Below are 23,915 nucleotides of genomic sequence, written 5' to 3'. Positions count from 1 at the left end.
GTCAGCCCGCGGTGGACGCGAACCAGTCGTCCATCGCGGAGTCGACCTTGTCGGCCGACGTGCCACCGATCAGCGCCTGCGTCTGTGCGTTGATCTCGTCCGAGTAGCCGGTCGGCAGCGTGCGCTCGCCGTAGCCCTGGCCGGTCGGGGTGTACGACTCGGCGGGGGTGTCCGCCACGATCTGCAGCAGCTCCTTGCCCAGGTCGTCCATCTCGTACTCGTAGCCGTCGCGGAAGTTGCCGTCCACCTCGAGCTGGCTGGCGACCGCGTCCTGGTCGGTGACGAGGAACTCGACGAGCTCGGCCGCCGCGTCCTGGCTCTCGCTGGACTTGAGGATCGAGTACGGGCTGGCGATGTTCGCGCCCATCGCGGGGGCGTCGACGCCTGCGACGGCGGGGGCCCGGAAGACGCCGATCTCGGCCTTCTCCTCGGCCTTGGCCTCGGTGCCGGCGAACCAGCTGCCCATCGGGTAGATCGCGGTCTTGCCGGTCAGGAAGGCCTGCTCCGCGTCGGGGTACTTGATGCCGAGCGAGTCCTTGGGGATGTAGCCCTTCGCCACCCAGTCGGCGTAGGTGGCCACGGCGTCGCCGTAGGTGTCGGAGAACGTCGCCTCGCCCGCGCTCATGTGCGCGAACCAGTCCGGGTCCTCGGCGATGATCGACGGCAGGCCCAGCGCCTGCAGGGAGTGGCTGGTCATCCAGTCGCCGCCGGTCTGGACCGGCGTCCAGCCGGCGTCCTTGAGCTTGCCGAGCGCCGCGGTGAGCTCCTCGACCGTGGTGGGCACCGCGGCGATGCCCGCCTCCTCGAAGGCGGTCTTGTTGTAGAACCACAGGCTCTGCAGCTGGAATCCGATGCCGGCCATGTAGTACTTGCCGTCGATCGAGTACTGGTCGGCCAGCGGGCCGGACTTCGCCCAGTCGTACCGGGACAGGTCGACCAGCTCGGGGGCGAGGTCCGTGGTCGGGGGCATGGACTGGACGACGTCGGGCGCGTCGCCCGCGGTCAGCAGGCGGGGGAGCGCGGCGGCCACGCCCTCGGCGCCCGGGTTCTGGACGACGACGTCGATGTCCGGGTGGGCGTCCTCGAACGGCTTGACCAGCTCGTTCCAGTACTCCTCGGTGAGGTTCGGGGTGACGTTGACGAGCAGGCTCACCTCGGAGGTGCCGCCGGAGCCGCCGTCGTCGTCGGAGCCGGCGCAGCCGGTGAGCGCGAGAGCGGCCACCGTGAGGGTGCCCACGCTCGCCAGGGTGCGGTGCTTGATCATCGTTGATCCTCTCGGGTTGCCGCCCTGCCGGGGACGCTGCTGTGCGTGCCCGTGACGTTCGGCTACGACTGTGGAGTAACGCCTCGGAGAGTAATCGATAATCGTTGGATTGGGAAGGGAGGTCTGCGGGGGAGCGTCACACCCTCGGCGGCCCGGGCCGCCGCCCGCCGCCCATAGGCTGGACGGGTGACCACCGCAGCCCCCGCCGTGCAGCGGCCGGGCGGTACCCCGAGCGTGCCGCCGCGGCCCTGGTGGCTCGTCGCCGCCGGGCCCGCAGCCGTCCTCGTCGCCGTCCTCGCCGTCCTGTGCGGCGGAGCCTACTCAGGGGCGTTCCAGGCCCTGAGCGGGTTCACCGACCCGGGCGCGGTCGTCCGCTACGGGCTTCCCGTGGCCACCGTGCTCACCGAGGTCAGCGTCTCCGTGACGCTCGGCGCGCTGCTCACGGCCGCGTGCCTGGTGCCGCCCGGGCGCGTGCAGGCGCGCGTGCTCGCGACCGCCGGTGCCGCGAGCGCCGTCTGGGCCGTGGCCGCCGTCGTCCAGCTGGTGCTGCGGTACGCCAACATCTCGGGCACCTCGCCGGCGTCGCCCGCGTTCGGGCAGGGCCTCGCGCAGTTCGTCACCGACCTCGACCTCGGCAGGCTCTACCTGGCGATCATCGTGGTGGCCGCCCTGACCTCCGCGCTCGCGATGGCCGTGCGCGGCGCGGTGGGCGCGCTGTGGACGACCCTCTTGCCGCTCGCCGCCCTGGCGATGCAGTCCACGACCGGGCACGCGTCGGGCGCCGCGAACCACGAGCTCGCCGTCGGCGCGATGCTGCTGCACCTGGTCGGCGCCGCCGTGTGGGTGGGCGGGCTGGGCGCGCTGCTCGTCGTCGTGCTCACCCGGGGTGGCGGACGTGGCGAGGGGCGCGAGGACGTCCGCACCGCCGCGGCCGCCGTGGCGCGCTACTCCCCGGTCGCCGGGTGGTGCTTCGCCGCCGTCGGCGTCTCCGGCATCGTCAACGCGTGGCTCCGCATGGAGTCCTTCGGCGACCTGCTCACCCCGTACGGCGTGCTGCTGCTCGTCAAGGCGCTGCTCATGGTGGCGCTGGGCGGGTTCGGGTTCGCGCACCGGATGTGGATCGTCGGCCGGCTGGGCCGGGCCGACGCCGCGGGCGCCGTGCGCCGGCTGTTCTGGCGGCTGCTCGCCGTCGAGCTGCTCGTCATCGGCGCGGTGTCCGGCGTCGCCGTGGCGCTGGGCTCCACCGCGCCGCCCGTGCCCGACGAGGTCCCCGTCGACGTCTCGCCCGCCTTCCAGCTCACCGGCGAGGCGCTGCCGCCCGAGCCGACCATGTCGCGCTGGTTCACCGAGTGGAGCCTCGACCCGCTGCTGGCGTTCGCGTGCGTGGCCGGCCTGGTGGTCTACGTGCGCTGGGCCGTGCGGCTCGCCCGTCGCGGGGACAAGTGGCCCGTGGGGCGCACGGCGTCGTGGTGCCTGGGCATGGTCGTGATGTTCTGGGTGACCAGCGGCGGCCCGGCCGTGTACGGGCACGTGATCTTCAGCGGCCACATGGTGCAGCACATGGTCCTGGCGATGCTGGTGCCGCTGTTCCTCGTGCTGGCCGCCCCGGTCACGCTGCTGCTGCGTGCCATCCCGGCCCGCAAGGACGGCAGCCGCGGCCCGCGCGAGTGGGTGCTCGCCCTGGTGCACTCCCGGGTCGGTCAGTTCCTCGCCCGTCCGGTGGTGGCCGCCGTGCTGTTCGCCGGAGGCATGATCGCGTTCTACTACACGCCCGCGTTCGAGTTCGCGCTGCGCAACCACGCCGGGCACGTGTGGATGATCGTGCACTTCACGCTGGTGGGGTACCTGTTCGCCAACGCCCTGGTGGGCATCGACCCGGGCCCCAAGCGCCCGCCGTACCCGCAGCGGCTGCTGCTGCTCTTCGCGACGATGGCGTTCCACGCGTTCTTCGGCGTCGTGCTCACGTCCGGCACCTCGCTGCTCGTCGCCGACTGGTTCGGCAACATGGGGCGCCCGTGGGGCCTGCCCGCCATCGACGACCAGCAGCGCGGCGGAGGCGTCGCGTGGGGCATCGGCGAGCTGCCGACGCTCGCGCTCGCCATCGCCGTGGCCGTGCAGTGGACCACGTCGGACGAGCGCGAGGCCCGCCGTCGCGACCGCCAGGCCGACCGTGACGGCGACGCCGAGCTCGAGGAGTACAACGCCATGCTCGCCAAGATGGCCGACCGCGACGACGAGACCCCGCCGAGGTAGTTCGAAACCCCGCGAGGTAGTTCACCTCTCCGCGAGGTAGTGGTCCAGTCCACTACCTCGCGGAGGTCTGAACTACCTCGCGGAGAGTTGGACTACCTCGCGCGGGTCCGTCAAGAGCTCGACGTGCGCGGGGACCGGCTCGCGGGTTTCGGCGTCGGGGACCGCGGCGCCGACCGTGCGCCGGACCGGCACATGCCCGGCCCAGCCCCCGGCGGCGACGTCGGCCGGGTCGTCGACCGGCGCGCCGGCGCGGGTCTTCATCGACGCCTCGCGCAGAGGCACGGCCAGCACCGCCGTCGCGGCGAGCTCCTTGCGGGTGGCGGGGCGCAGCGTCGCGGACCGGCCCGGTGCCAGGTGGTCGACGATCGCGTCCAGGGCGCGGACGCGCTCGTCGTCGTCCGTGACGGGGCGGGCGACGCCGATCACGACCGCCGACCGGTAGTTCATCGAGTGGTGGAAGCCGGACCGCGCCAGGACCAGGCCGTCGAGCTCGGTCACCGTGACGCACACGGTCGTGTCCGTCGCCCCGACCAGCCAGCGCGCCGCCACCGACCCGTGCACGTACAGCGTGCCGCCGTCGTCCGGGCCGTCGAGGTCGACGGCGTAGGCGCAGGGCAGCACCACCGGGTGCCGGCCGGCGCCCTCGCCCACGTCGACGCCGAGGTGGGCGACGAGCCCGTCGGCGAGCAGGGCGTGCAGTGCCGCGCGGTCGGAGACAGCACGGTCCCGGCCGCGCCGCACGGTGGTCCTCGGGGTGGGGGAGAGGGCGTCCATGGCACTACCGTGGTCCCCTGGTTGGCCTGTCGTCACGAGCCATTTCTCGCGCAGTCCGGCAGGCCACTTTCCCACCCGACAGGCAGGAGTCCCGATGGCCGCGCTCCCGGTCCGCCTCGACCGCCGTGGTCGCGACCCGCTCGGGGCCCAGCTGTCCGGCCAGGTCCGCGACCTGGTCACCCGCGGCACCCTCCGGCGCGGCGACCGGCTGCCCAGCACGCGGGCCCTCGCGGCGGAGCTCGGCGTCGCGCGCTCGGTGGCGGAGCAGGCGTACGACCAGCTCGTCGCCGAGGGATGGCTGACCGCGCGTCGCGGGGCGGGCACGTTCGTCTCCGCCGAGGCGGCGCCGCGTCCCGCCGCACCGGCCCGGCGGCCGTCCGGGCCGGGCACCGGGCTGGTGCGCCTCAGCACCGGCGAGCCGTGGATCGACCCCCGCCACCGCGCGGGGTGGCGGCGCGCGTGGCGGGAGGTGTCCGCGGCGACGCCGCCCCGGGGTTACGACGACCCGTGCGGCCTGCCCGAGCTGCGGGCCGCGCTCGCGGAGCGCCTCGGTCGCACCCGGGGCCTCGTCGTGGATGCCGACGAGGTCGTCGTCACCGCCGGGACCACCGCCGGGTTCCGCGACCTGCTCGCGGTGCTGCCCCCCGGCCCCGTCGGCATCGAGGACCCGGGCTACCGGGCCGCCGTCGCGACCACGCAGGCCGCCGGCCGCACCGTCGTCGACCTGCCGGCCGAAGCCCGGCACGAGGCGGCGGCGCTGCGCGGCCTGGCCGCCGCGTACGTGACCCCGGCACACCAGCACCCGCTCGGCCGGGTGATGCCGGCCGCCGACCGGATCGCGCTGCTCGCTGCGTCGCGGGCGACGGGCGCCGTCGTGGCCGAGAACGACTACGACTCCGAGCTGCGGTACGACGTCGCGCCGGTGCCCGCGCTGGCGGCGCTCGGCCGGGACCGGGTCGCCTACCTGGGCACCGCGTCGAAGTCCGCGCCGCCCGGCCTGCGGGTCGGGTGGCTGGTGCCGCCCCCGCCGCTGCTCGACGACGTCGTGCGGCACCGCGCCGTCGTGCACGACGTCGGGGCGTGGCCCACGCAGCGGGCCCTGCTGACGCTGCTGCGGGACGGCTGGCTCGACGCCGTGCTGCGCACGGCGCGGCGCGTGTACGCGGAGCGGGCTGCCCGAGTCGCCGCGGTCATGGCGCCGCACGCCGAGCCGGCCGCGACGTCCGCCGGCATGTACTCCACGTGGCTGCTGCCGCAGGACGCCGCGCTGTCCGCCCGCGACGCCGCGCGCCAGGCGGGTTTCGACCTGCCCCTGCTGTCCGACCTGTGCCGCACCGCCGGGCACACCGGTGTCGTCGTCGGGTTCGGCGGGGTGGCCGACGCCGAGCTCGATCGCGCGCTGGCGGCGATCCGGACGGGGCTGGGCGGCTGACGTAGCGGTTCCTTCGCGTCCCACGCCCCGACGCGAAAGACTCGCTACGTCGGTCGGCTACAGGAGGCCGTCGACGACCTTCGCCGCGAGGCCGAGCGCCGTCGTCGTGCCCAGGCCGTCCGCGACGGTCACGGTGGTGACCCCCGGCGCGGGGTCGGTCACGACGAACGGCGTGCCGGCGAAGGGCCCGCGTCGCGGGCGGGGCACCGCGACGTCGGGCACCGACCAGCGCTGCCGCACCTCGACGGGCCGGCCGAGAAGGGCTCGTGCCTCGCGCAGCAGGAGGGCGTCGGCGGTCTCGGAGCGCTCGGGGTCGCGGTCGTGGCCGGCGTCGTCGCGGCGGTCGGCGTCGGTGCGGCGCGCCTCGCCGAGCAGCAGGGTGTCGCCGTGCGGGGTGAGCGCGAGGTGGACGCCCGCGTCGAGCAGCTCGGGGGCGTCCGTGCGGAGGCGTTCGCGCACGTCCGCCAAGGCGGGGGAGTGCGCGGAGGCGGCGTCGCGCAGCAGGGTGGTGCCGCCCAGCACGGCCGGCCCGGCGGGGTCGTGGCGGGCCGGTGTCGCCACCCGCAGCACCTGCCGCACGTCGTGGCGCAGGCCGGCGCGTGCCGCCTCGTCGGGGAAGAAGCGGTCGAGGTCGGGGCCGACGGCGACCAGCGCGCGTCGCGCGACCACCTCGCCGCGCGACGTGCGCACCAGGGTGCGTCCCGTGCCGGCCTCGAACGTGAGCGCCGTCGTCGACCAGGCGACGTCGGCTCGCGGCCGGGAGTCGAGGGCGGTCGCGAGCGACCGGAGCGCGTCGCGCGGGTCGATGCGCAGGTCGAGCGGGAGGAACGCGCCGCCGACGACGTCCTGCGCCGCCACGTGGGCGCGCTCCGCGGCCTGCGCCGCGCCGAGCAGCTGGGCGTCGCCGTCGCGGGCGGCCACGAGGTCGTCGAGCACGGCCAGCTCGTCGGCGGAGCGCGCGACGACGACGGCGCCGGTGTCCTTGACCCAGAACCCGGCCTCCCGGCCCAGCTTCAGCCAGCGCTCGCGCGACGCCAGCGCGCACGACAGGGTCGCGGCGTCCTGCGTGGTGACGGCGACGTGGCCGCTGCGCCGGGCGGACGCGCCCGCGGGCCGGGGGTCGCGCTCCACCACCAGCACCGAGTGTCCGCGGGCGTGCGCCTCCAGCGCGTGCGCGAGCCCGACGACCCCCGCCCCGACGACGACCAGGTCGGCGGTGGCGGGCAGCGGCGGCAGGTGGGCGGCGCGGGGCGACGGCGGTCTCACGACCAGACCGTGCCCGATCGCGCCGTGCCCGCTCAACCGCAGGAGGCGTCGTCGCGAACAAGTTCAGCGAACGTTCATCCCGCGTTCCCCGTGCGCCCACTCCGGGCGCCGAACAGGCGGTTGTGCACGGAATAGCCGTCCATTCGGTGCACAACGGCCTGGTCGGCGCGGGGCGAGGGGCTGTGGTAGACCGGGCGCGTGACCCAGGACGACGCCCCCACGCCCTTCCACGACCTCGACCGCTACCTGGAGCTTCCTCGCGTCGGCGGGCTCGCGCTCAGCCCGGACGGCATGCGCCTCGTGACCACCGTCCAGACGCTCGACGCGAAGCGCACCGGCTGGACGACGGCCGTGTGGGAGGTCGACCCGACCGGCGTGGCCCCGGCGCGCCGCCTCACGCGCAGCCGCAAGGGCGAGTCGTCGGCGGTCTTCGCGGCGTCGGGCGACGTCCTGTTCACGTCCGCCCGGCCGGACCCGGACGCGGACAAGGACGCCGAGGAGCCGAGGACGGCGCTGTGGCTGTTGCCCGCGGACGGCGGCGAGGCGCGGGTCGTGGCGACGGCGCCCGGCGGGATCGGCGGGGTGGTCGCGGCCCGCGCGGCCGACGTCGTGTCCGTCGCAGCGCCGGTGCTCCCCGGCGCGGCGGGTCTCGCCGAGGACGAGAAGCTGCGCCAGGACCGCACCGACCGCAAGCTCTCCGCCATCCTGCACGCCGGGTACCCGGTGCGGCACTGGGACCACGACCTGGGCCCGGACGAGGACCGGCGGTTCGTGGGCTCCCTCGGCGCGGGCGAGGTCACGACGGGCTCGGCCGGCGGGGAGGGTCGTCTGACGCTGCGTCAGCTGACCGGTCCGGGCCGCCAGCTCGACGAGCACGAGGTCGACCTGACGCCCGACGGCACCACGCTCGTCACGACGTGGAACGTGGCCGACCTGGGGGCGGCGCAGCGCGGCACCCTGGTCGCGATCGACACGGCGACCGGGGAGAGCCGGGCACTGGTGGACGACCCCGACGCGGACGCCTTCGCCCCCGCGGTCTCCGCGGACGGGCGGTGGGTCGCCTACGTGTCCGAGACGATCACGACGCCCGAGCAGTCGCCGGTGGTGCGGCTCGGCCTCGTCTCTCTCGACAGCCCCGACGCCGACCCCGAGATCCTCGCCGACGACTGGGACCGCTGGCCGACGTCGGTCGTGTGGCTGCCCGACGGCTCCGGGCTGGTCGTGACGGCGGACGAGGACGGCCGCGGCCCGGTGTTCCTGCTGACCTTCGGCGCGGACGGCCCCGGCGGGCAGGAGCCCGTCACGGTGGAGCGGGTCACGGCGGACGACGCGACATTCACCGACGTGCGCGTCGCGCCCGACGGGTCGGCGCTGTACGCGCTGCGCACCAGCTACGCCGCGCCGTCTGAGCCCGTGCGCATCGACCTGGCGGCGTTCGCGGCGACCGGCGCCGCGGGCGAGCGCACCCCCGTGGCCGCCGACGCGCTGCGCGGCCCCTCGCCCGCCCCCGCGCTGCCCGGCACGCTCACCGAGGTCGAGACGACGACGGCGGACGGCGCGCGCGTGCGCGCCTGGCTGGCGCTGCCCGGGACCGCCGCGGCGGACGCCCCCGCGCCGCTGCTGCTGTGGATCCACGGCGGCCCGCTGAGCACCTGGAGCGCCTGGAGCTGGCGCTGGAACCCGTGGCTGATGGTGGCCCGCGGATACGCCGTCCTGCTGCCCGACCCGGCCCTGTCGACCGGGTACGGCCAGGACTTCGTGCAGCGCGGCTGGGGCGCGTGGGGCGGCGCTCCGTTCACCGACCTCATGGCGATCACCGACGCGGTCGAGGCCCTGCCGGAGGTCGACGCGACGCGCACCGCCGCCATGGGCGGGTCGTTCGGCGGGTACATGGCCAACTGGGTGGCCGGCCACACCGACCGCTTCCGCGCGATCGTCACCCACGCCAGCCTGTGGGCGCTCGACCAGTTCGGCCCCACCACCGACCACGCCTACTACTGGGCCCGCGAGATGACCCCCGAGATGGCGGAGGCGAACAGCCCGCACCGGTTCGTCGCCGACATCCGCACCCCGATGCTCGTGATCCACGGCGACAAGGACTACCGCGTGCCGATCGGCGAGGGCCTGCGGCTGTGGCGCGACCTGCTCACGGAGTCCGGCCTGCCCGCCGCCGACGACGGCAGCACCGTGCACCGCTTCCTCTACTTCCCCGACGAGAACCACTGGGTGCTCGCGCCCCAGCACGCCAAGGTCTGGTACCAGGTGGTGCTGGCGTACCTGGGCGAGCACGTGCTGGACGCCGAGCCGGAGCTGCCCGCCTACCTCTGAGGCCGGCGGCACCCGTCTGGGTACCGTGGGAGACATGGGCCTCGGGTCGCGCGTGCGGATCCGGCAGCCGTCGCTGCCGCCGGCGACGTGGGTGGTCGACGAGTGGCAGGCCCCGGACGTGTTCGCCTGGACCAGCCGCGCCCCGGGCGTGCGCACGCGAGGCCGGCACGAGGTACGGGCGCTCGACGACCGGCGGAGCGAGGTGACGCTGTCGATCCGGCAGGACGGCGCCCTCGCCGGCCTCCTGTGGCGCTGGACCGGGGCGACCGCACGGCGGTACGTCGACCTCGAGCTCGCCGGTCTCGCCGCGGCCGTGGTCAGGCGGGGGTGACGATGAGGTCCACGAGGACCTCGAGCATGGCGCTGGCGTCGCGGCGGGTGCCGGCGGCGGGGAGCATCGCGGCGCGCTGCCCGGCCTCGTGGGCGCCCAGCAGCAGGTCGATGGCGACGCGCTCGTCGATCGCGAACCGCAGGCCGAGGGCGGCCATGACGCGGTTCAGCGCGGCGATCATCTCCTCGCGCAGCTGGTGCTGCTGGTCCACGTAGCGCTGCGCGACCTGCGGGTCGCGCAGGGCGAGGAGCTCGAACTCGAGCTCCATCACGCACCACGAGGCCTTGGCTGCCTGGTCGGGCAGCACCGAGGCGATGACCTCGCGCACGGTGGCGCGGAACCCCTCGGGCGTCTGCAGGGCCGCGGGGTCCACCGTGGTGACCGCATGCTCGAGGGCGCCGAGGTGGCCGCGGGCCTCGCGCTCGGTGAGCGCGAGGAACAGCTCTTCCTTGCTCGCGAAGTTCGAGTAGAACGCGCCGCGGGTGAACCCGGCGGCCTCGCAGACGGCCTCGATCGACGCAGCCTGCACGCCCACCTGGGCGAACACCTCGAAGGCGGCGTCGAGCAGGCGCTCGCGGGTGCGCTCGCGGCGGGGCGAGCGGCCGGAGACGACCGTAGCCTCGTCGGGAGTCGCGCTCTCGGTGGTCAGGGGTCCTCCTCGGGATGCTGCCGGTACCGGCCCGGTGCGGGCGCCGCGCCCGGCCGGGCCCACTCTAGCCAATACAGAGACGTATCGGATACGTTCGTGCATCGGATACAGTGCCGTATCGAACCCCTGCACCGTCGTCCCGGGAGAGCCTGTGTCCTCCGTCCTGTACTCCCTCGGCCGCTGGGCCGCCCGGGCCCGGCGGCTCGTCGTCATCGGCTGGTTGCTGGTGCTCGCCGTGGTCGGCGGCGCGGCCGGACTGCTCTACCAGGGCTTCGACAACTCCGTGACGATCCCGGGCACCGAGTCGCAGGACGCGCTCGACAGCCTGTCCGCCACGTTCCCGCAGGTCAGCGGCTCCTCCGCGCAGATCATCGTCGTCGCGCCCGACGGCTCCACGATCGAGGACGACGCGGTGCGCGGCCCCGTCGAGGACGCCGTCGACGACATCGGGGAGCTCGACCAGGTCGCCGCAGTGACATCGCCGTACGACGACCAGATGGCCGCGTCGGTCAACGACGACGACACGGCCACGCTCCTGACGATCCAGCTCGACGGCGACCAGTCCGTCATCACCGAGGACACCAAGGACGCGCTGCACACCGCGAGCGACGACCTCGCCGCCGCGCTGCCGGCCGGCTCGCAGGCCAGCCTGGGCGGTGAGCTGTTCAGCGTCGAGTTCCCGGCCCTGAGCATCATCGAGGCGATCGGTGTCGTCGTCGCGCTCGTCGTCCTCATCATCACGCTCGGCTCGTTCGTGGCGGCCGGGCTGCCGCTGATCAACGCGCTCATGGGCGTGGGCGTGTCCATGCTCCTGCTGCTCGCGGCCACCGTGTTCGGTCCGATCAACTCCACGACGCCGATGCTCGGCCTCATGCTCGGCCTCGCGGTGGGCATCGACTACGCGCTGTTCATCGTGTCCCGGCACCGCGAACAGCTCGCCGCGGGGCTCGAGGTGGACGAGTCGATCGCGCGCGCCGTCGCGACGGCCGGCTCGGCGGTCATCTTCGCGGGCCTCACGGTGATGATCGCGCTGGTGGGCCTCGGCGTCGCCGGCATCCCGTTCCTCACCGTCATGGGCATCGCCGCCGCGGTGGCGGTCGGTATCGCCGTGCTCATCTCCCTCACGCTGCTCCCCGCGCTGCTGTCCTTCTCCGGCGAGCGGCTGCGGCCCCGCGCCCCCAGGGCGGCGCGCAAGCCGAAGGGCAAGGCCCGGCGCGCCGCGGCACGGGCCGCCGCGGGGCCGGCCGACGGCGCCCACCACAACCGGTTCTTCGACGGCTGGGTGCGTGGCGCCACGCGCTTCCCCGTCCTGACGATCGTGCTGATCGTGGGCGCCATCGCCGCCCTCGCGTGGCCGGCCACGAACCTCCGCCTCGCCCTGCCGGACGCGGGCACCCTGCCGGAGGACAACAGCGCCCGCGTCACGTACGACCTGGTGGGCGAGGAGTTCGGCGAGGGCTTCAACGGCCCGCTGATCGTCACCGGCTCGATCGTCACCAGCAACGACCCGGTGAAGCTCATGGACGAGCTCGGCGACGAGATCGGTGACCTGCCCGGTGTCGCCGACGTCCCGCTGTCCACCCCGAACCCGTCGGCCGACACCGGCATCATCCAGGTGGTCCCCGAGGGCGGGCCCACCTCGCAGGAGACCAAGGACCTGGTCAACGAGATCCGGGACCAGCACGACCACTACCTCGACACGTACGGCGTCGACCTGTCCGTCACCGGCTTCGCGGCCGTGGGCATCGACGTCTCCGACAAGCTCGGCGCGGCGCTGCTCCCGTTCGCCCTCGTCGTGGTCGGCCTGTCGCTGGTGCTGCTGACGATGGTGTTCCGCTCGATCTGGGTGCCGGTCAAGGCCTCGCTCGGCTACCTGCTGTCCGTCGGGGCGGCCTTCGGGGTCGTCACCCTCGTGTTCGAGAACGGCGTCCTCGCCGACGCCCTCAACGTCACCAAGCTGGGCCCCGTCATCAGCTTCATGCCGATCATCCTCATGGGTGTGCTGTTCGGCCTGGCGATGGACTACGAGGTCTTCCTGGTCTCCCGCATCCGGGAGGACTACGTGCACGGCGGTGATGCCCGGCGCGCGGTGCGCACCGGCTTCCTCGGTTCGGCCAAGGTCGTCACCGCCGCCGCCGTCATCATGTTCGCCGTCTTCGTCGCCTTCGTGCCCGAGGGCGACATGACGCTCAAACCCATCGCGCTCGGCCTCGCGGTCGGCGTGCTGGTGGACGCGTTCGTCGTGCGGATGACGCTCGTGCCGGCGGTGCTCGCCCTGCTCGGGGAGCGGGCCTGGCACATGCCGCGCTGGCTCGACCGCATCCTGCCCACGTTCGACGTCGAGGGCGAGGGTCTCACCAAGGAGCTGCGCCTCGCGTCGTGGCCGGAGCCGGACGCGAAGGACGCGGTCGCCGCGCGCGACCTCGAGGTCGCCGGGCCGGAGGGCTCCGACGTGCCGGTCGTCGGGCCGGTGAGCGTGCGTGTGCCCGAGGGCGGCGCGCTCTGCGTGCACGGCGACGCCGCGGCCCCGGTCTCGGCGCTCCTGCTCGCCCTCGCCGGGCGGATGGCGCCCGACGCGGGCGCCGTCAAGGTGACCGGCCTCGTGCTGCCGGAGCGCGCGATGACGGTGCGCGGTCGCGTCGCCGTCGTCGACGCGCTCGCGGAGCACGGCCGGCCGGCCGCCGTCGTCGACGCCGCCGTGCGCGACGGTGCGCAGGTCGTGGTCGTGGACCGCACCGACGCCGTCGCCGACCGCCCGGCCCGGGAGGCGCTCGCCGCCGCCCTCGCCCGGGCGCAGCGCGGAGGGACGGCCGTGCTGCTGGGTGCCAGCGGCGTCGCCGCGACGGACCTGCTCGACGACGGCACCGGCCGGGAGGTCGCCGTGCTGGACGTCGGCGCCGGTTGGGGCGCGCCCAGCGCGCTCACCGGGGCGGAGGTGCCGCCGCCGGCCCCGCCGGTCGCGAACCAGGCCCCGGTGGTCGAGCCCGTCGAGACCCAGGACGCGGTCTCGACGAGCTCGACCGGCGGTTCGAACGATGAGGACACCCAGATGCAGGAGGTGCGGGCATGACCGCCCCGACCATCGAGAACGCCGTGCGACGGAACCCGTGGCGCATCGCCGCCGTCGCGCTGCTGCCGATCATGGTGCTCGGGCTGCTGCTCGCCGCGCTGTGGAACCCGCAGGACCGGCTCGACCAGGTGCCGGCCGCCATCGTCAACCTCGACGAGCCGGTCGAGGTGCAGGGGCAGACCGTGCCGCTCGGCCGCCAGCTCGCGTCCGGGCTGGTCAGCGGCGGCGAGACCGCCGACGGCGCCAAGGCCGCGCAGCCCGCGGACGACGCCACCAACTTCGCCTGGACGATCACCGACGAGGACTCCGCGAAGGCCGGGCTGGTCGACGGCACGTACGCCGCCGTCGTGACGATCCCGGAGGGCTTCTCCGCGGCCGCCACGTCGTACGGGAACGACGACCCGTCCGAGGCGCGGCAGGCGACCATCGACGTCAGCACGCCGCCCGGCGGCCGCGTGGCCGACGACGCGCTGGCCCGCGTCGTCGCCGCGACCGCGACGTCCGTCATGTCGAGCACGCTCACCGAGACGTACGTGGACAACGTGCTGGTCGGCTTCAACGACCTGTCCGACGGCATCGGGCAGGCGCAGGACGGCGCCGTGCAGCTCGCCGACGGCGCGGGCCAGACGGAGGACGGCGCCGACCAGCTCGCGGACGGCGCGGGCCAGGTCGCGGACGGCGCGGGCGACCTCGCCTCCGGCGTGGGGGAGCTCGGCACCGGCGCGGACCAGCTCGCGTCGGGCGCCGGCGACCTGGCCGGGGGCGCGGACCAGCTCGCGGGCGGAGTCTCGCAGAGCGCGTCGGGCGCGGACGGCATCGCGAGCGGGGTCGAGGACCTCGCCTCGGGCACGCAGGGCCTGGCCGGCGGCGCCCGGGACCTCGCCGACGGCCTCGCGCTGCTGTACGACGGCACCCCCAAGAAGCCCGGCGTCTCCGCGATGCCCGAGCAGACGCAGCAGCTCGCGGACTACGCCGCACTGCTGTCCACGGGCGTCGGCGACCTGGTCGCATCTCTCTCGGGCGCGGCCGACACGGCCGGTGACGCGCTGACCGACCTCTCCGACCGGCTCGGGTGCGACGGCTCGGCGGGCGAGCTGCTTCCGCCGGAGATCGCCGAACTGCTCACGCCCGAGCAGCGTGCCGAGCTGGCTCAGGCCCTCTCCGGCCAGTCGAAGCAGGCGTGCGCCGACATCGCGAAGGCGCAGAAAGATCTCGACGGTCAGACGACGCAGCTCGGCCAGCTCGACCAGCTCGCGACCGGGGTCGCCCAGGGCACCGGCGATCTCGCCGCGGGAACACCGGCCCTGGCCTCCGGGATCTCGGACCTCGCGGACGGCGCGGACGGCCTGGCCGGCGGCATGGAGGAGACGGCGTCCGGCGCGGGTGACCTCGCGGTGGGGGCACGCGGCCTCGCCGACGGCCTCGGCTCGCTGAGCACCGGCGCCTCCACCCTCGCGGGCGGCGCGGGCGAGCTCGCGACGGGCACGCAGGGGCTGGCCTCCGGCGTGGGCGAGCTCGGGACCGGTGCGACCCAGCTCGCGACCGGCACCGAGGGCATCGCCTCCGGGGCCGGCGACCTGGCGGGCGGCGTGGGCCAGCTCGCGTCCGGCGCGGACGACCTGGCCTCCGGCCTCGACGACGCGAAGAACCAGATCCCGACGTACTCCGACGACGAGCGCAAGACGCTCGCGTCGGTGGTCGCGGAGCCGGTCGCGGCGCCGTCGGCGTCCGGCATCAGCACCGGCGCCTCGGGCCCGCTGTTCGCGGTCGTGGCGCTGTGGCTGGGGGCGCTGGCCCTCCTGACGGTGTTCCCGCCGGTGGTCGCGCGGGCCCTGGGCTCGACGCGCGACTCGGTGCGGCTGGCGCTGCAGGCCTTCGCCCTGCCGGCCGCCGTCGGCGCGGGCACGGGCGCCCTGGTGGGCGTGGTCCTCGCGGCGGTGGAGAACCTCGACGTCGGGGGGTGGTTCGGGTCGATCATCGTCGGCGCGGTCGCGTCCGTGGCGTTCGTCGCCGTGCACCAGGGCTTCCTGGGCTGGCTCGGCAACCTGGGACGCGGCATCAGCCTGCTGATCGCCGTCCTGCTCATCGCGACCGGGATCGTCGCGACCGTGCCCACCCTGCTCCAGGGGCTGGTCGACGCGCTGCCGGTCGGCGCCGCCCGCGACGCCCTGACGGCGGTGGTCGTGCCGGCCGCCGGCGGCCTCGGGATGGGCGTCACCCTGCTCGTGCTGTGGGGGCTGGGCGGCCTCGCCCTGGCGGCGCTCGTCACCGCGCGCGGCCGCAGGTTCGGCGTCGGGCGCCTACTGCGCGCCTGAGCGGGCGGCCGCGCGCTGCCACCGCAGCACGAGGACGGCGTCGGCGCGCCGCCGTGCCGCGTGACCCAGGTGGGCCACCTGGCGATGCTCGAGAAGAGCGTGCAGGTCGTGGTCGAGCGCCCAGGACAGGGCGCGGCAGACGTCGTCGAAGTCGGGCACGAACGAGGCTGGAGCGGGTCTCACGCGGGGAGAGATGTCCGACTCGCCGGTTTGTGACAACCGGGTGTGTCACAGGTCTGCACCAGACTCGCCGCATGGACCTCACCCAGGCGCGCGAGACCAAGGCACGGCTCACCGACTTCGCCCGTGACCTGGCCGAACAGCACGGGGTGCCCGCCAGCCCGTACGCGGTGGGCGACGACGCGACGCCGGCTGACGTGGTGCGCGCGCCCACCCTGTCGCTGGGTCTGGCGCCGCAGGGCGACGGCGGCTTCGGCATCGCGGTGCGGTACCGCCTCGGGGTCCCCACGGCACGGTCGTTCGTGCGCAAGCTGGCCGCCGAGGCGGGCGACGCGGTCGACGTGCGCCGCACCGGGCGCATCAGGACTCTCGGGGCTCAGGTCCGCCCGCCGGTCGTGACGGCGCGCGCTCTCGGGGAGACGGACCGCGTGCGCCCGCTGCGCCCGGGCGTCTCCGTCGCGCACGTGGACGTCACCGCGGGCACGCTCGGCGCGTTCGTGCTCACGACCGGCGACGACTCCGCCGCGCGGTACGTGCTGTCCAACTTCCACGTGCTGGCGGGGTCGCCGTCCGCGCAGGTGGGGGACGTCGTCGTGCAGCCTGGGCCGGCCGACAGCGGTCGGGCGCCGGCGGACCGGGTGGGCACGCTGGCCCAGGTCGTGCCGCTGACGCCGGGAGAGCCGGCCACCGTGGACGCCGCGCTCGCGCTCCTGGACGACGGGATCGAGGTGGACCCGGCCTACCCCGTGGGGCCGGTGACCACGACCGCCGTCGCCGCGGGCGGCGAGTCCGTGGCGAAGATCGGCCGCACCACGGCGCTCACCCAGGGCCGCGTCACGGCCATCGAGATGGACGACGTCGTCGTCGGCTACGGGGACGAGCTGGGCGCCCTGTCCTTCGACAACCAGATCGAGGTGGAGGGCGTGGGCGGCACGTTCTCCCGGGGCGGCGACTCCGGCTCGCTCGTGTACCGCGAGGACGGCGTCGCGCTCGGCCTGCTGTTCGCGGGGTCCGAGACGGGCGGCACCGACGGTACGGGCCTCACGTACTGCAACCCGATCGACGCGGTCCTCGAGGCGCTGGGCGTCGCCCTGTCGCCGAGGTAGTCCAAGATGGACTACCTCGGCGGGCTCACCCCCAGGTGAGCAGGTCCTCGCCGTGCTCCACCATCGTGCCGACCTGGGCCAGACGGTCGACGGCGTCGGGCGTGGCCTCGAGCGCGACGACCGGGCAGACGGCGGACCTGCCGCCGTCGCGCACGGCGGCGGGGTCCCAGGTGACGAGCACGGTGCCACGCCGGACGACGTCGCCCTCGGAGGCGTGGGTCGTGAAGCCCTCGCCGCCGAGCCTGACCGTGTCGATGCCGAGGTGCACCAGCACGGCACGGCCGTCCTCGTGCTGCACGACGAACGCGTGCGGGTGCAGCTTGACGATCGTGCCCGTGATGGGCGCGACCGCCTCGCCCCCGCGGACTCCGTCGGGCTCGATCGCGAGCCCGGGGCCGACGAGTCCGGCGGAGAACACCGGGTCGTCCACCTCGGAGACGTCCACGACGGTGCCGGTGACGGGTGCGAGGACGGTCAGGGCCGTCATCAGCGGAGGTCCTCGATGTCCGAGGCGAGGGTGTCGGCCTCGGGGCCGACGATCACCTGGATGGCGATGCCGGAGCGCACGACGGCGATGGCGCCGGCGGCGGTGAGGCCGGCGTCGTTCACCTTGGCGGGGTCCTCGACCTCGACGCGCAGCCGGGTGATGCACGGCTCGAGGTCGACGATGTTGTCGTCTCCGCCGAGCGCGTCGAGGATCTGCTGTGCCTTGCTCATGATGCTCCTTGGTGGGTCCGGGTGGAGATTCCGGGGGAAGGCTGGTGGGGGAGGGCCGGGCTCACATGAGCTCGGCGAGGTCGGAGGCGATCGTGTCGACGCGAGGACCGACGACCACCTGCACGACCCGCCCGTTGATCATCACGCCGTAGGCGCCGGCGCGCTTCAGCAGCGCGGCGTCGACGAGCGCCGGGTCCTTGACGAGGGACCGCAGCCGGGTGGTGCACGGGTCGATCTCCTCGATGTTCTCCACCCCGCCGAGGCCGGTGAGGATCGAGGCGGCGAGCTGCGCGTCGGGGTCGGGCGTGCTCATCGAGGGCTCCCTTCGGGGATGCGTCCGGGCTGGACGGGGCGGCCGGCGTCGGTGCCGGCAGGTCGGGTGCCGGGAACCAGCGTGGGGCGCGCCTCGCGCAGGGGCACGAAGACGCTGTACCGGTCGCCGCGGTAGCAGGTGCGGGAGTACAGGAGGGCGGCGTCGCCGCCGAAGGTGCGGTGCACGGTGCGCATCACGGCCTGCGTGCCGCGCATCTCCAGGCGCTGCAGCTCGTCGGGCGTGCCGTCGGCGGCGGTGATCGTCTCCTCGCCCCAGGTGGGCTCCAGGTCGTGCGCGCGCAGGGCGGCGTAGAGGCTCTCGGGGACACCGTCGTCGAGGAGGCCGGGCACGAGGTCCGCGGGGATCCAGGAGTCCTCGATGCTCATCGGGGTGCCGTCGGCGGTGCGCAGCCGGACGACGTGGTGCACGGGGTCGCCGGTCGCGCGGTCGAGCGCCTCGGCGACGTGCGGGGGTGCCGGGACGGTGGCGGCGTCGAGCACCTCGGCGCCCGGGGTGAGGCCGCGCCGTCGGGCCTCCTCACCGAAGGTGGTCAGGCGCATCTCGAAGTCGGCACGGGGCGGGGCCACGAAGGTCCCGCGGCCCTGCGCGCGCTCGAGCACGCCCTCGGTGACGAGCGCGTCGATCGCCTGGCGCACGGTCATGCGCGAGACGCCGAACTGCTCGGTGAGGCTGCGCTCGGACGGGATCGCGTCCCCGACGGCGAGCCCGCTCGTGACGAGGTCGGCGAGGTACGCACGCACCGCGAGGTACTTGTGCTCGCCGGGGCGAGCGCCGTCCCTGACCATCCTCGTGTCCTGTCCTGCCCTGTGATCGGCATCGATCTGCGTGGTGTCCGACATCGGGACAAGTATCGGGTGTCACACCCGGTGCGCCGTCCCGACCTCGGCCGGAGCCCGCTGAGCGAGCGGGGTTGACACATCATGAGGTCTAGACCACTCTTCCTGCAAGTGGTCCAGACAACCTGCCGGTGGCAGCGTGTGGATCACGGCAATGACGCCCGCACCGCCGTCGCGACACTGCCGCCGGACGACGCAGGCCTGGCCCTGCAGGACACGCCCGCCCCCGGGCCATCCATCGGAGGAGAACCATGACCACGGTCGCAGAGACCAAGCAGAAGCGGGGAATCCCCGGCCTGGCGCAGCTGCAGCGCGTCGGCCGCTCGCTGATGCTGCCCATCGCCTCGCTGCCCGCCGCCGCACTGCTGCTGCGCCTGGGCCAGCCCGACATGTTGGGCGCCGACGGCGTGGCCGGCACGCTCCCGTGGATGCAGCCGGTGGCCGACGTGCTCGGTGCCGCGGGCAGCGCCCTGATCGACAACCTGCCCGTGCTCTTCGCGCTCGGTGTCGCGGTGGGGTACGCCCGGAAGTCCGACGGCACCACCGGCCTGGCAGCGCTCATCGGGTACCTGGTCTTCACCGGTGTCACCGACGTGCTCTCGCCGGCCATCGGCCTCGGCCTCGACGAGAACGGCGAGCAGGTCCTCATCAACTACGGCGTGCTCGGCGGCATCGTCATCGGTCTCACCGCCGCGCTGCTGTACCAGAAGTTCTACCGGATCAAGCTGCCGGCCTATCTGGCGTTCTTCGGCGGACGGCGCTTCGTCCCCATCATCACGGCCGGCGTCTCGGTGCTCATCGGCGTGGTCTTCGCGCTCATCTACCCGGCCTTCGACTGGCTCATCAACGACCAGATCGGCGCCTTCGTCACCGGCTCCACGGTGCTCGGCGGCTTCATCTTCGGCACGGTCAACCGGCTCCTCCTGCCGTTCGGCCTGCACCACCTGCTGAACTCGCTGCCCTGGTTCCAGTTCGGCTCGTTCACGAACTCCGCCGGCGACGTCGTCCACGGCGACATCGCCCGCTTCCTCAACGGCGACCCCACGGCGGGCACGTTCATGACCGGCTTCTTCCCGATCATGATGTTCGCCCTGCCCGCCGCGGCCCTCGCGATGATCCACACCGCCAAGCCGAAGAACCGCAAGGTCATCGCCGGTGTGCTCGGCTCGGCCGCGCTGGTCGCGTTCGTCACGGGCGTCACCGAGCCGCTCGAGTACGCGTTCGTCTACGTCGCCTACCCGCTGTACGCGATCCACGCGGTGCTCACCGGCACCTCGCTCGCGCTCGTCAACGCGATCGGCATCCGCGACGGGTTCGGCTTCTCCGCGGGAGCCATCGACTACCTGCTGAACTTCCGGATCGCCGAGATGCCGGTGCTGCTCGTCCTGATCGGGCTCGGCTACGCGGTGCTCTACTACTTCTTGTTCCGGTTCGTCATCACCAAGTGGAACCTCAAGACCCCCGGCCGTGAGGACGACCCGGAGGAGACCGCCGCCGTCGTCGGCGACCAGGCCGCCGAGGAGCAGAAGGAGGCCGCCGAGGCGGCCGCGGGCGGCGCGGGTCCCGCGAAGGAGAGAGGCTCGGCCTGATGAGCATCACCCTCACCGGTGCCCCGGTGAGCCCCGGGCGGGCGGCCGGCGTCGTCGTGACGATGCCGGCCCCCGTCCCGGAGCCCCCGGTGGCGGCCCTCGACACGTCCGACGCCTCCGGCGCCGACGAGGCGGTGTCCCGCCTGGGCGCCGCGACGTCGGCGGTGCAGGAGCGCCTCGCCGCGCAGGCGGCGCAGGCCACGGGGACGGCGGCCGACGTGCTCGCCGTGACCGCGGCCATGGCGGCCGACCCGACCCTCGCCCGCGACGCCGAGCGCCGCGTGCGCGAGGAGTCGCGGACCCCCGAGCGGGCGGTGTGGGACGCCGCGAACGCGCTCGCCGCGCAGCTCGAGCCGCTCGGCCCGCCGCTGAGCGAGCGGGCCCGCGACGTGCGCGACGTGCGCGACCGCATCGTCGCCGAGCTCACGGGCGTGCGCCCGCCGGGCGTCCCCTCGCCGGGGCACCCGTTCGTGCTGGTCGCGGAGGACCTGGCGCCCGCCGACACGGCGACCCTGGACCCGGAGGCGGTCGTCGCCATCGTCACCAGCGGCGGCGGCCCCACCTCGCACACCGCGATCCTGGCGCGTGCGCTCGGCATCCCCGCGATCGTGGCCGTGCGCGGCGCCGACGACCTCGCCGAGGGCGAGACCGTCGTCGTGGACGGCGGCGCGGGCACCGTGCTGCGCGACCCGTCGGACGCCGACGTCGAGGCTGCGCGGAGCGCCGTGCGCGTCGAGCGCGAGTTCGACGGTCATGGCCGCACCGCGGACGGGCACCGGGTGGAGCTGCTCGCCAACGTGGCCGACCCCGAGGCCGCACGGGCCGCCGTCGCGGCCCACGCCGAGGGCGTGGGCCTGTTCCGCACCGAGTTCTGCTTCCTGGGGCGCGACGTCGAGCCGACCGTCGAGGAGCAGGTCACGGCCTACCGCGGCGTGCTGTCCGCGTTCTCCGGCCGCAAGGTCGTGGTGCGCACCCTCGACGCGGGGGCGGACAAGCCGCTGCCCTTCGTCACGGCCGACGACGAGCCCAACCCGGCGCTGGGCGTCCGGGGCCTGCGCACCGCCGTCGCCCACCCGGAGGTGCTCGACCGGCAGCTGCAGGCGATCGCGGAGGCTGCCGCGGCGGAGTCCGCCGACGTGTGGGTGATGGCGCCGATGGTCGCCACCACGGACGAGGCGCGGTCGTTCGTCGCCGCGTGCGAGGCGCACGGTCTGACGCGGGCCGGCGCGATGGTCGAGGTGCCCGCGGCCGCGCTGCGGTCGCGGTGGGTCTTCGAGCACGCCACGTTCGGCAGCATCGGCACCAACGACCTCACCCAGTACGCGATGGCGGCCGACCGGTTGCTCGGCGACCTCGCCGCGCTCTCCACGTCGTGGCAGCCCGCCGTGCTCGAGCTGGTGCGTGCGACCTGCCAGGGCGCGCACTCCCGCGGCCGCCCGGTGGGCGTGTGCGGGGAGGCGGCGGCCGACGCGGTCCTGGCCCCCGTGCTCGTGGGGCTGGGCGTGACGTCGTTGTCCATGACGCCGCGCGCGCTCGCGGACGTCGCGGCCGTGCTGTCCGAGGTGACGTTCGTGCGGTGCCGCGAGCTCGCGCGCGTGGCGCTGGAGCAGCCCGACGCCGACGCCGCCCGCTCCGCCGTCCGGCGCGAGCTGGCCGACGTCCTGGAGCCCCTCGGTCTTTGACCCTGCCGAGATAGAGCGCGTGTCCTGCGCTCTATCTCGGCGTCAGGCGAAGAGGGCGACCCCGTACTTGAGCAGCACCGCGACGGCGAGCAGCGCGAACCATGTGGCGGTGAGGATGCCGAACGCGCCGGAGCGCACCAGCGACATCGCCCAGGACTGCATCCGCGCGGGCCAGTAGAGGTTGTCCTCGAGGATGTTCCAGTGCAGCATCGACGCGAAGACGAGCGTCGTGGAGACCGTGATCGTCAGGCACCACGGGCACAGCGCGCCGATGACGGACATCGACTGCCAGAAGAGCCAGTACGCGAAGACGAAGCCCAGCAGGTAGACGGTCTGGGCGGCCGTCATGAACCAGCGCGGGAACCGCACGCCGGCCAGCCCGGCGACGGCGACGGTGATCACGACGGACTCGGCGATGAGCCCGAGGAACGCGTTGGGGAACCCGAACAGGCTCGCCTGCCACGACGTGCCGACCGTGCCGCACGAGATGACGGCGTTGATGTCGCACGACAGGGCGGCGTCGGGGTCCGCCGCGAGCTCGACGGCGTCCACGGACAGCACGAAGGCCGCGACCAGCCCGACGAGCGCGCCGACGAGCATCTCGCCGAACAGCCAGCCGGGCGAGTGGAAGAACCCGCGCGGCCGGAGGGCCCGGTCCGTCAGGCCACCGCTTCGGAGGACAGGAACTCGACGAGCGCGTCGAGCGCGGCCGTCGCGTCGTCGCCGTCGGACTCGGTGCGCAGCACCACCTCGTCGCCGACCGACGCGCCGAGCGTCATGATCCCGAGGATGCTCGCCGCGTCCACGGCGTCGCCGCCGGCGGTCTTGGCGATCTTCACCGGCACGGGCTGCTGGCCGGCCTTCTGCGCGAAGAGCGCGGCCGGGCGGGCGTGCAGGCCCTCGGTGATGGCGACGACGACGGTGCGTTCCATGGGGTCCTCCGGGGACGGTGGTCTGGACCAGTTCATCGTAGGGAGGGCGAGGCGGGAAGGGAAGCCCGCTCAGCGCGCGCCGCGCGCCCGGTCGATCGCCATCTCGACGGAGTCGAGCAGCCGGTCCAGCGACGCGTCGAAGGGGGTGGCCTCGGCGTCGAAGCCCCCCGCGTCCCAGATGCGCAGCATCGTCGGGTAGCGCTGCGGGTCGAAGTGGTCCACCCAGAAGCTGCTCATCGACGTCCAGTACTCGTCGTTGCTCTGCCCGGAGGCGTCCTTCTCGGTCGACTCCGCCACCGTGGAGCGCGCCAGCCCGCGGACGAACGCGTCGACGAGCCCGAGGATCTCCACCACCTGCCGCTCGGGCAGGCCGGTGTCCACGAGGGTGCGCAGCCCGCACTCCTGCGCGTCGAGGACCGCCGGGGTGAGCGGGAGGCGCCACATGTTGGTCTGCAGGATCCACGGGTGGCGCTGGAACAGCTCCCAGTGCGCGCGGGCGTAGGCGGCGAGCCCGTCGCGCCACGTCGCCGTGGCGGGCGGCAGCGGGAGCTCGGCGAAGGCACGGTCGATCATCAGGTCCAGCAGCTCCGTGCGCCCTGGCACGTACGTGTACAGCGACATCGCGCCGACGCCGAGCCGTGCCGCGACCTTGCGCATCGACAGCGCCTCCAGCCCCTCGGTGTCCGCGATCGTGGTGCCCGCGCCGACGACGTCGTCGAGGGTCAGGCGGGCGCGGCGGCCGCGCCCCGACGGCTGCGGCGGGTCCCAGAGGAGGGCGAGCCGGCGCACGACGTCGGGTGGGCGTGGGACGCCGTCGGCCGGCGGCTGTGACGAAGTGCTCGACATGAGTCGTCATC

General features: G+C 74.5%; 21 protein-coding genes. 9 read left to right on the top strand and 12 right to left on the bottom strand.

The annotated features are described in order from the left end of the window. Position 1: 1 nt before the first annotated feature. Positions 2-1,264, bottom strand: coding sequence for an ABC transporter substrate-binding protein (locus B5Y66_RS17900; protein ID WP_079575963.1), 1,263 nt, complete (start codon positions 1,262-1,264; stop codon positions 2-4). A 186-nt stretch (positions 1,265-1,450) separates the two neighbouring features. Here B5Y66_RS17900 and B5Y66_RS17895 point away from each other — a divergent pair, with 186 nt between their 5' ends. Continuing rightward, positions 1,451-3,517 (top strand): cytochrome c oxidase assembly protein, encoded by a 2,067-nt coding sequence (locus B5Y66_RS17895; protein ID WP_079575962.1) that lies wholly within the window; start codon positions 1,451-1,453, stop codon positions 3,515-3,517. A 72-nt stretch (positions 3,518-3,589) separates the two neighbouring features. Here B5Y66_RS17895 and B5Y66_RS17890 read toward each other — a convergent pair whose 3' ends face one another. Further along, positions 3,590-4,291 carry a pyridoxamine 5'-phosphate oxidase family protein gene (locus B5Y66_RS17890; RefSeq protein WP_079575961.1) on the bottom strand — a complete coding sequence of 234 codons (702 nt, stop codon included), beginning with the start codon at positions 4,289-4,291 and terminating at the stop codon, positions 3,590-3,592. A gap of 94 nt (positions 4,292-4,385) precedes the next feature. Between B5Y66_RS17890 and B5Y66_RS17885 the strand changes: the two genes are divergently transcribed. Continuing rightward, positions 4,386-5,723: an aminotransferase-like domain-containing protein gene (locus B5Y66_RS17885; protein WP_079575960.1), complete on the top strand. Its 1,338-nt coding sequence runs from the start codon at positions 4,386-4,388 to the stop codon at positions 5,721-5,723. 57 nt (positions 5,724-5,780) lie between these two features. On the opposite strand, the gene B5Y66_RS17880 is transcribed toward B5Y66_RS17885, so the two are convergent. Then, complete coding sequence (locus B5Y66_RS17880; RefSeq protein WP_176168922.1) at positions 5,781-6,989, bottom strand: FAD-dependent oxidoreductase; 1,209 nt, start codon at positions 6,987-6,989, stop codon at positions 5,781-5,783. 198 nt (positions 6,990-7,187) lie between these two features. On the opposite strand from B5Y66_RS17880, the gene B5Y66_RS17875 reads away from it, so the two are divergent. Together B5Y66_RS17875 and B5Y66_RS17870 are read left to right on the top strand one after the other, a co-directional pair. Next, positions 7,188-9,317, top strand: coding sequence for a S9 family peptidase (locus tag B5Y66_RS17875; RefSeq protein ID WP_079575958.1), 2,130 nt, complete (start codon positions 7,188-7,190; stop codon positions 9,315-9,317). A 34-nt stretch (positions 9,318-9,351) separates the two neighbouring features. Further along, a complete protein-coding gene (locus B5Y66_RS17870) occupies positions 9,352-9,648 on the top strand; it encodes an SRPBCC family protein (RefSeq protein ID WP_079575957.1) in 297 nt (98 codons plus the stop codon). On the opposite strand, the gene B5Y66_RS22775 is transcribed toward B5Y66_RS17870, so the two are convergent. Next, a complete protein-coding gene (locus B5Y66_RS22775; RefSeq protein WP_245807205.1) occupies positions 9,635-10,360 on the bottom strand; it encodes a TetR/AcrR family transcriptional regulator in 726 nt (241 codons plus the stop codon). The genes B5Y66_RS17870 and B5Y66_RS22775 overlap by 14 nt on opposite strands. Before the next feature lie 88 nt (positions 10,361-10,448). On the opposite strand from B5Y66_RS22775, the gene B5Y66_RS17860 reads away from it, so the two are divergent. Both B5Y66_RS17860 and B5Y66_RS17855 read left to right on the top strand, forming a co-directional pair. Beyond that, complete coding sequence (locus B5Y66_RS17860) at positions 10,449-13,367, top strand: efflux RND transporter permease subunit (RefSeq protein ID WP_079575956.1); 2,919 nt, start codon at positions 10,449-10,451, stop codon at positions 13,365-13,367. After that, the gene (locus tag B5Y66_RS17855; RefSeq protein ID WP_079575955.1) at positions 13,364-15,682 is read left to right on the top strand and encodes a YhgE/Pip domain-containing protein; all 2,319 of its coding nucleotides are present in this window, start codon (positions 13,364-13,366) and stop codon (positions 15,680-15,682) included. Before B5Y66_RS17860 ends, B5Y66_RS17855 begins: the two co-directional genes overlap by 4 nt. Here B5Y66_RS17855 and B5Y66_RS22605 read toward each other — a convergent pair. Then, on the bottom strand, positions 15,668-15,841 hold the full coding sequence (locus B5Y66_RS22605) for a hypothetical protein (protein WP_176168921.1): 174 nt from the start codon (positions 15,839-15,841) through the stop codon (positions 15,668-15,670). The two genes, B5Y66_RS17855 and B5Y66_RS22605, sit on opposite strands and share 15 nt — an antisense overlap. A 95-nt stretch (positions 15,842-15,936) precedes the next feature. On the opposite strand from B5Y66_RS22605, the gene B5Y66_RS17850 reads away from it, so the two are divergent. Further along, the gene (locus B5Y66_RS17850) at positions 15,937-16,968 is read left to right on the top strand and encodes a chymotrypsin family serine protease (protein WP_079575954.1); all 1,032 of its coding nucleotides are present in this window, start codon (positions 15,937-15,939) and stop codon (positions 16,966-16,968) included. A 25-nt stretch (positions 16,969-16,993) separates the two neighbouring features. Here B5Y66_RS17850 and B5Y66_RS17845 read toward each other — a convergent pair whose 3' ends face one another. The 4 genes from B5Y66_RS17845 to B5Y66_RS17830 form a co-directional block, all read right to left on the bottom strand. Next, positions 16,994-17,455: a PTS sugar transporter subunit IIA gene (locus B5Y66_RS17845; RefSeq protein ID WP_079575953.1), complete on the bottom strand. Its 462-nt coding sequence runs from the start codon at positions 17,453-17,455 to the stop codon at positions 16,994-16,996. Beyond that, positions 17,455-17,685 (bottom strand): glucose PTS transporter subunit EIIB, encoded by a 231-nt coding sequence (locus B5Y66_RS17840; RefSeq protein ID WP_079575952.1) that lies wholly within the window; start codon positions 17,683-17,685, stop codon positions 17,455-17,457. The genes B5Y66_RS17845 and B5Y66_RS17840 overlap by 1 nt, the downstream gene beginning before the upstream one ends. A 61-nt stretch (positions 17,686-17,746) precedes the next feature. Further along, a complete protein-coding gene (locus B5Y66_RS17835; protein ID WP_079575951.1) occupies positions 17,747-17,998 on the bottom strand; it encodes a glucose PTS transporter subunit EIIB in 252 nt (83 codons plus the stop codon). Then, positions 17,995-18,804, bottom strand: coding sequence for a GntR family transcriptional regulator (locus B5Y66_RS17830; protein WP_079575950.1), 810 nt, complete (start codon positions 18,802-18,804; stop codon positions 17,995-17,997). Before B5Y66_RS17830 ends, B5Y66_RS17835 begins: the two co-directional genes overlap by 4 nt. Before the next feature lie 302 nt (positions 18,805-19,106). Between B5Y66_RS17830 and B5Y66_RS17825 the strand changes: the two genes are divergently transcribed. Continuing rightward, positions 19,107-20,444 carry a PTS transporter subunit EIIC gene (locus tag B5Y66_RS17825; RefSeq protein ID WP_079575949.1) on the top strand — a complete coding sequence of 446 codons (1,338 nt, stop codon included), beginning with the start codon at positions 19,107-19,109 and terminating at the stop codon, positions 20,442-20,444. Then, entirely contained in the window at positions 20,444-22,126 is a 1,683-nt protein-coding gene (gene ptsP, locus B5Y66_RS17820) for a phosphoenolpyruvate--protein phosphotransferase (protein ID WP_079575948.1), read from the top strand. The genes B5Y66_RS17825 and ptsP overlap by 1 nt, the downstream gene beginning before the upstream one ends. A gap of 42 nt (positions 22,127-22,168) precedes the next feature. On the opposite strand, the gene B5Y66_RS17815 is transcribed toward ptsP, so the two are convergent. The 3 genes from B5Y66_RS17815 to B5Y66_RS17805 form a co-directional block, all read right to left on the bottom strand. Further along, positions 22,169-22,726 carry a vitamin K epoxide reductase family protein gene (locus B5Y66_RS17815; protein WP_079575947.1) on the bottom strand — a complete coding sequence of 186 codons (558 nt, stop codon included), beginning with the start codon at positions 22,724-22,726 and terminating at the stop codon, positions 22,169-22,171. Positions 22,727-22,785: 59 nt separating this feature from the next. Then, a complete protein-coding gene (locus B5Y66_RS17810; RefSeq protein ID WP_079575946.1) occupies positions 22,786-23,058 on the bottom strand; it encodes an HPr family phosphocarrier protein in 273 nt (90 codons plus the stop codon). A 69-nt stretch (positions 23,059-23,127) separates the two neighbouring features. After that, positions 23,128-23,904 (bottom strand): TetR/AcrR family transcriptional regulator, encoded by a 777-nt coding sequence (locus tag B5Y66_RS17805; protein WP_079575945.1) that lies wholly within the window; start codon positions 23,902-23,904, stop codon positions 23,128-23,130. Between the last annotated feature and the right edge of the window lie 11 nt (positions 23,905-23,915).

It is taken from the genome of Krasilnikoviella flava (assembly GCF_900167525.1).
Lineage (GTDB): Bacteria > Actinomycetota > Actinomycetes > Actinomycetales > Cellulomonadaceae > Isoptericola > Isoptericola flavus.
Note: the sequence above shows the minus strand (reverse complement) of the source record. Positions and strands in the feature narration are given on the sequence as shown.

Excerpts from the sequence above, each read along its gene's own strand:
- B5Y66_RS17830 (WP_079575950.1), bottom strand. The coding sequence starts at position 18,804 with ATGGTCAGGGACGGCGCTCGCCCCGGCGAGCACAAGTACCTCGCGGTG.
- ptsP (WP_079575948.1), top strand. The coding sequence starts at position 20,444 with ATGAGCATCACCCTCACCGGTGCCCCGGTGAGCCCCGGGCGGGCGGCC.
- B5Y66_RS17805 (WP_079575945.1), bottom strand. The coding sequence starts at position 23,904 with ATGTCGAGCACTTCGTCACAGCCGCCGGCCGACGGCGTCCCACGCCCA.
- B5Y66_RS17850 (WP_079575954.1), top strand. The coding sequence starts at position 15,937 with ATGGACCTCACCCAGGCGCGCGAGACCAAGGCACGGCTCACCGACTTC.
- B5Y66_RS17885 (WP_079575960.1), top strand. The coding sequence starts at position 4,386 with ATGGCCGCGCTCCCGGTCCGCCTCGACCGCCGTGGTCGCGACCCGCTC.
- B5Y66_RS17870 (WP_079575957.1), top strand. The coding sequence starts at position 9,352 with ATGGGCCTCGGGTCGCGCGTGCGGATCCGGCAGCCGTCGCTGCCGCCG.
- B5Y66_RS17825 (WP_079575949.1), top strand. The coding sequence starts at position 19,107 with ATGACCACGGTCGCAGAGACCAAGCAGAAGCGGGGAATCCCCGGCCTG.
- B5Y66_RS17815 (WP_079575947.1), bottom strand. The coding sequence starts at position 22,726 with ATGCTCGTCGGCGCGCTCGTCGGGCTGGTCGCGGCCTTCGTGCTGTCC.
- B5Y66_RS17900 (WP_079575963.1), bottom strand. The coding sequence starts at position 1,264 with ATGATCAAGCACCGCACCCTGGCGAGCGTGGGCACCCTCACGGTGGCC.
- B5Y66_RS17890 (WP_079575961.1), bottom strand. The coding sequence starts at position 4,291 with ATGGACGCCCTCTCCCCCACCCCGAGGACCACCGTGCGGCGCGGCCGG.
- B5Y66_RS17835 (WP_079575951.1), bottom strand. The coding sequence starts at position 17,998 with ATGAGCACGCCCGACCCCGACGCGCAGCTCGCCGCCTCGATCCTCACC.
- B5Y66_RS17810 (WP_079575946.1), bottom strand. The coding sequence starts at position 23,058 with ATGGAACGCACCGTCGTCGTCGCCATCACCGAGGGCCTGCACGCCCGC.
- B5Y66_RS17845 (WP_079575953.1), bottom strand. The coding sequence starts at position 17,455 with ATGACGGCCCTGACCGTCCTCGCACCCGTCACCGGCACCGTCGTGGAC.
- B5Y66_RS17855 (WP_079575955.1), top strand. The coding sequence starts at position 13,364 with ATGACCGCCCCGACCATCGAGAACGCCGTGCGACGGAACCCGTGGCGC.
- B5Y66_RS17840 (WP_079575952.1), bottom strand. The coding sequence starts at position 17,685 with ATGAGCAAGGCACAGCAGATCCTCGACGCGCTCGGCGGAGACGACAAC.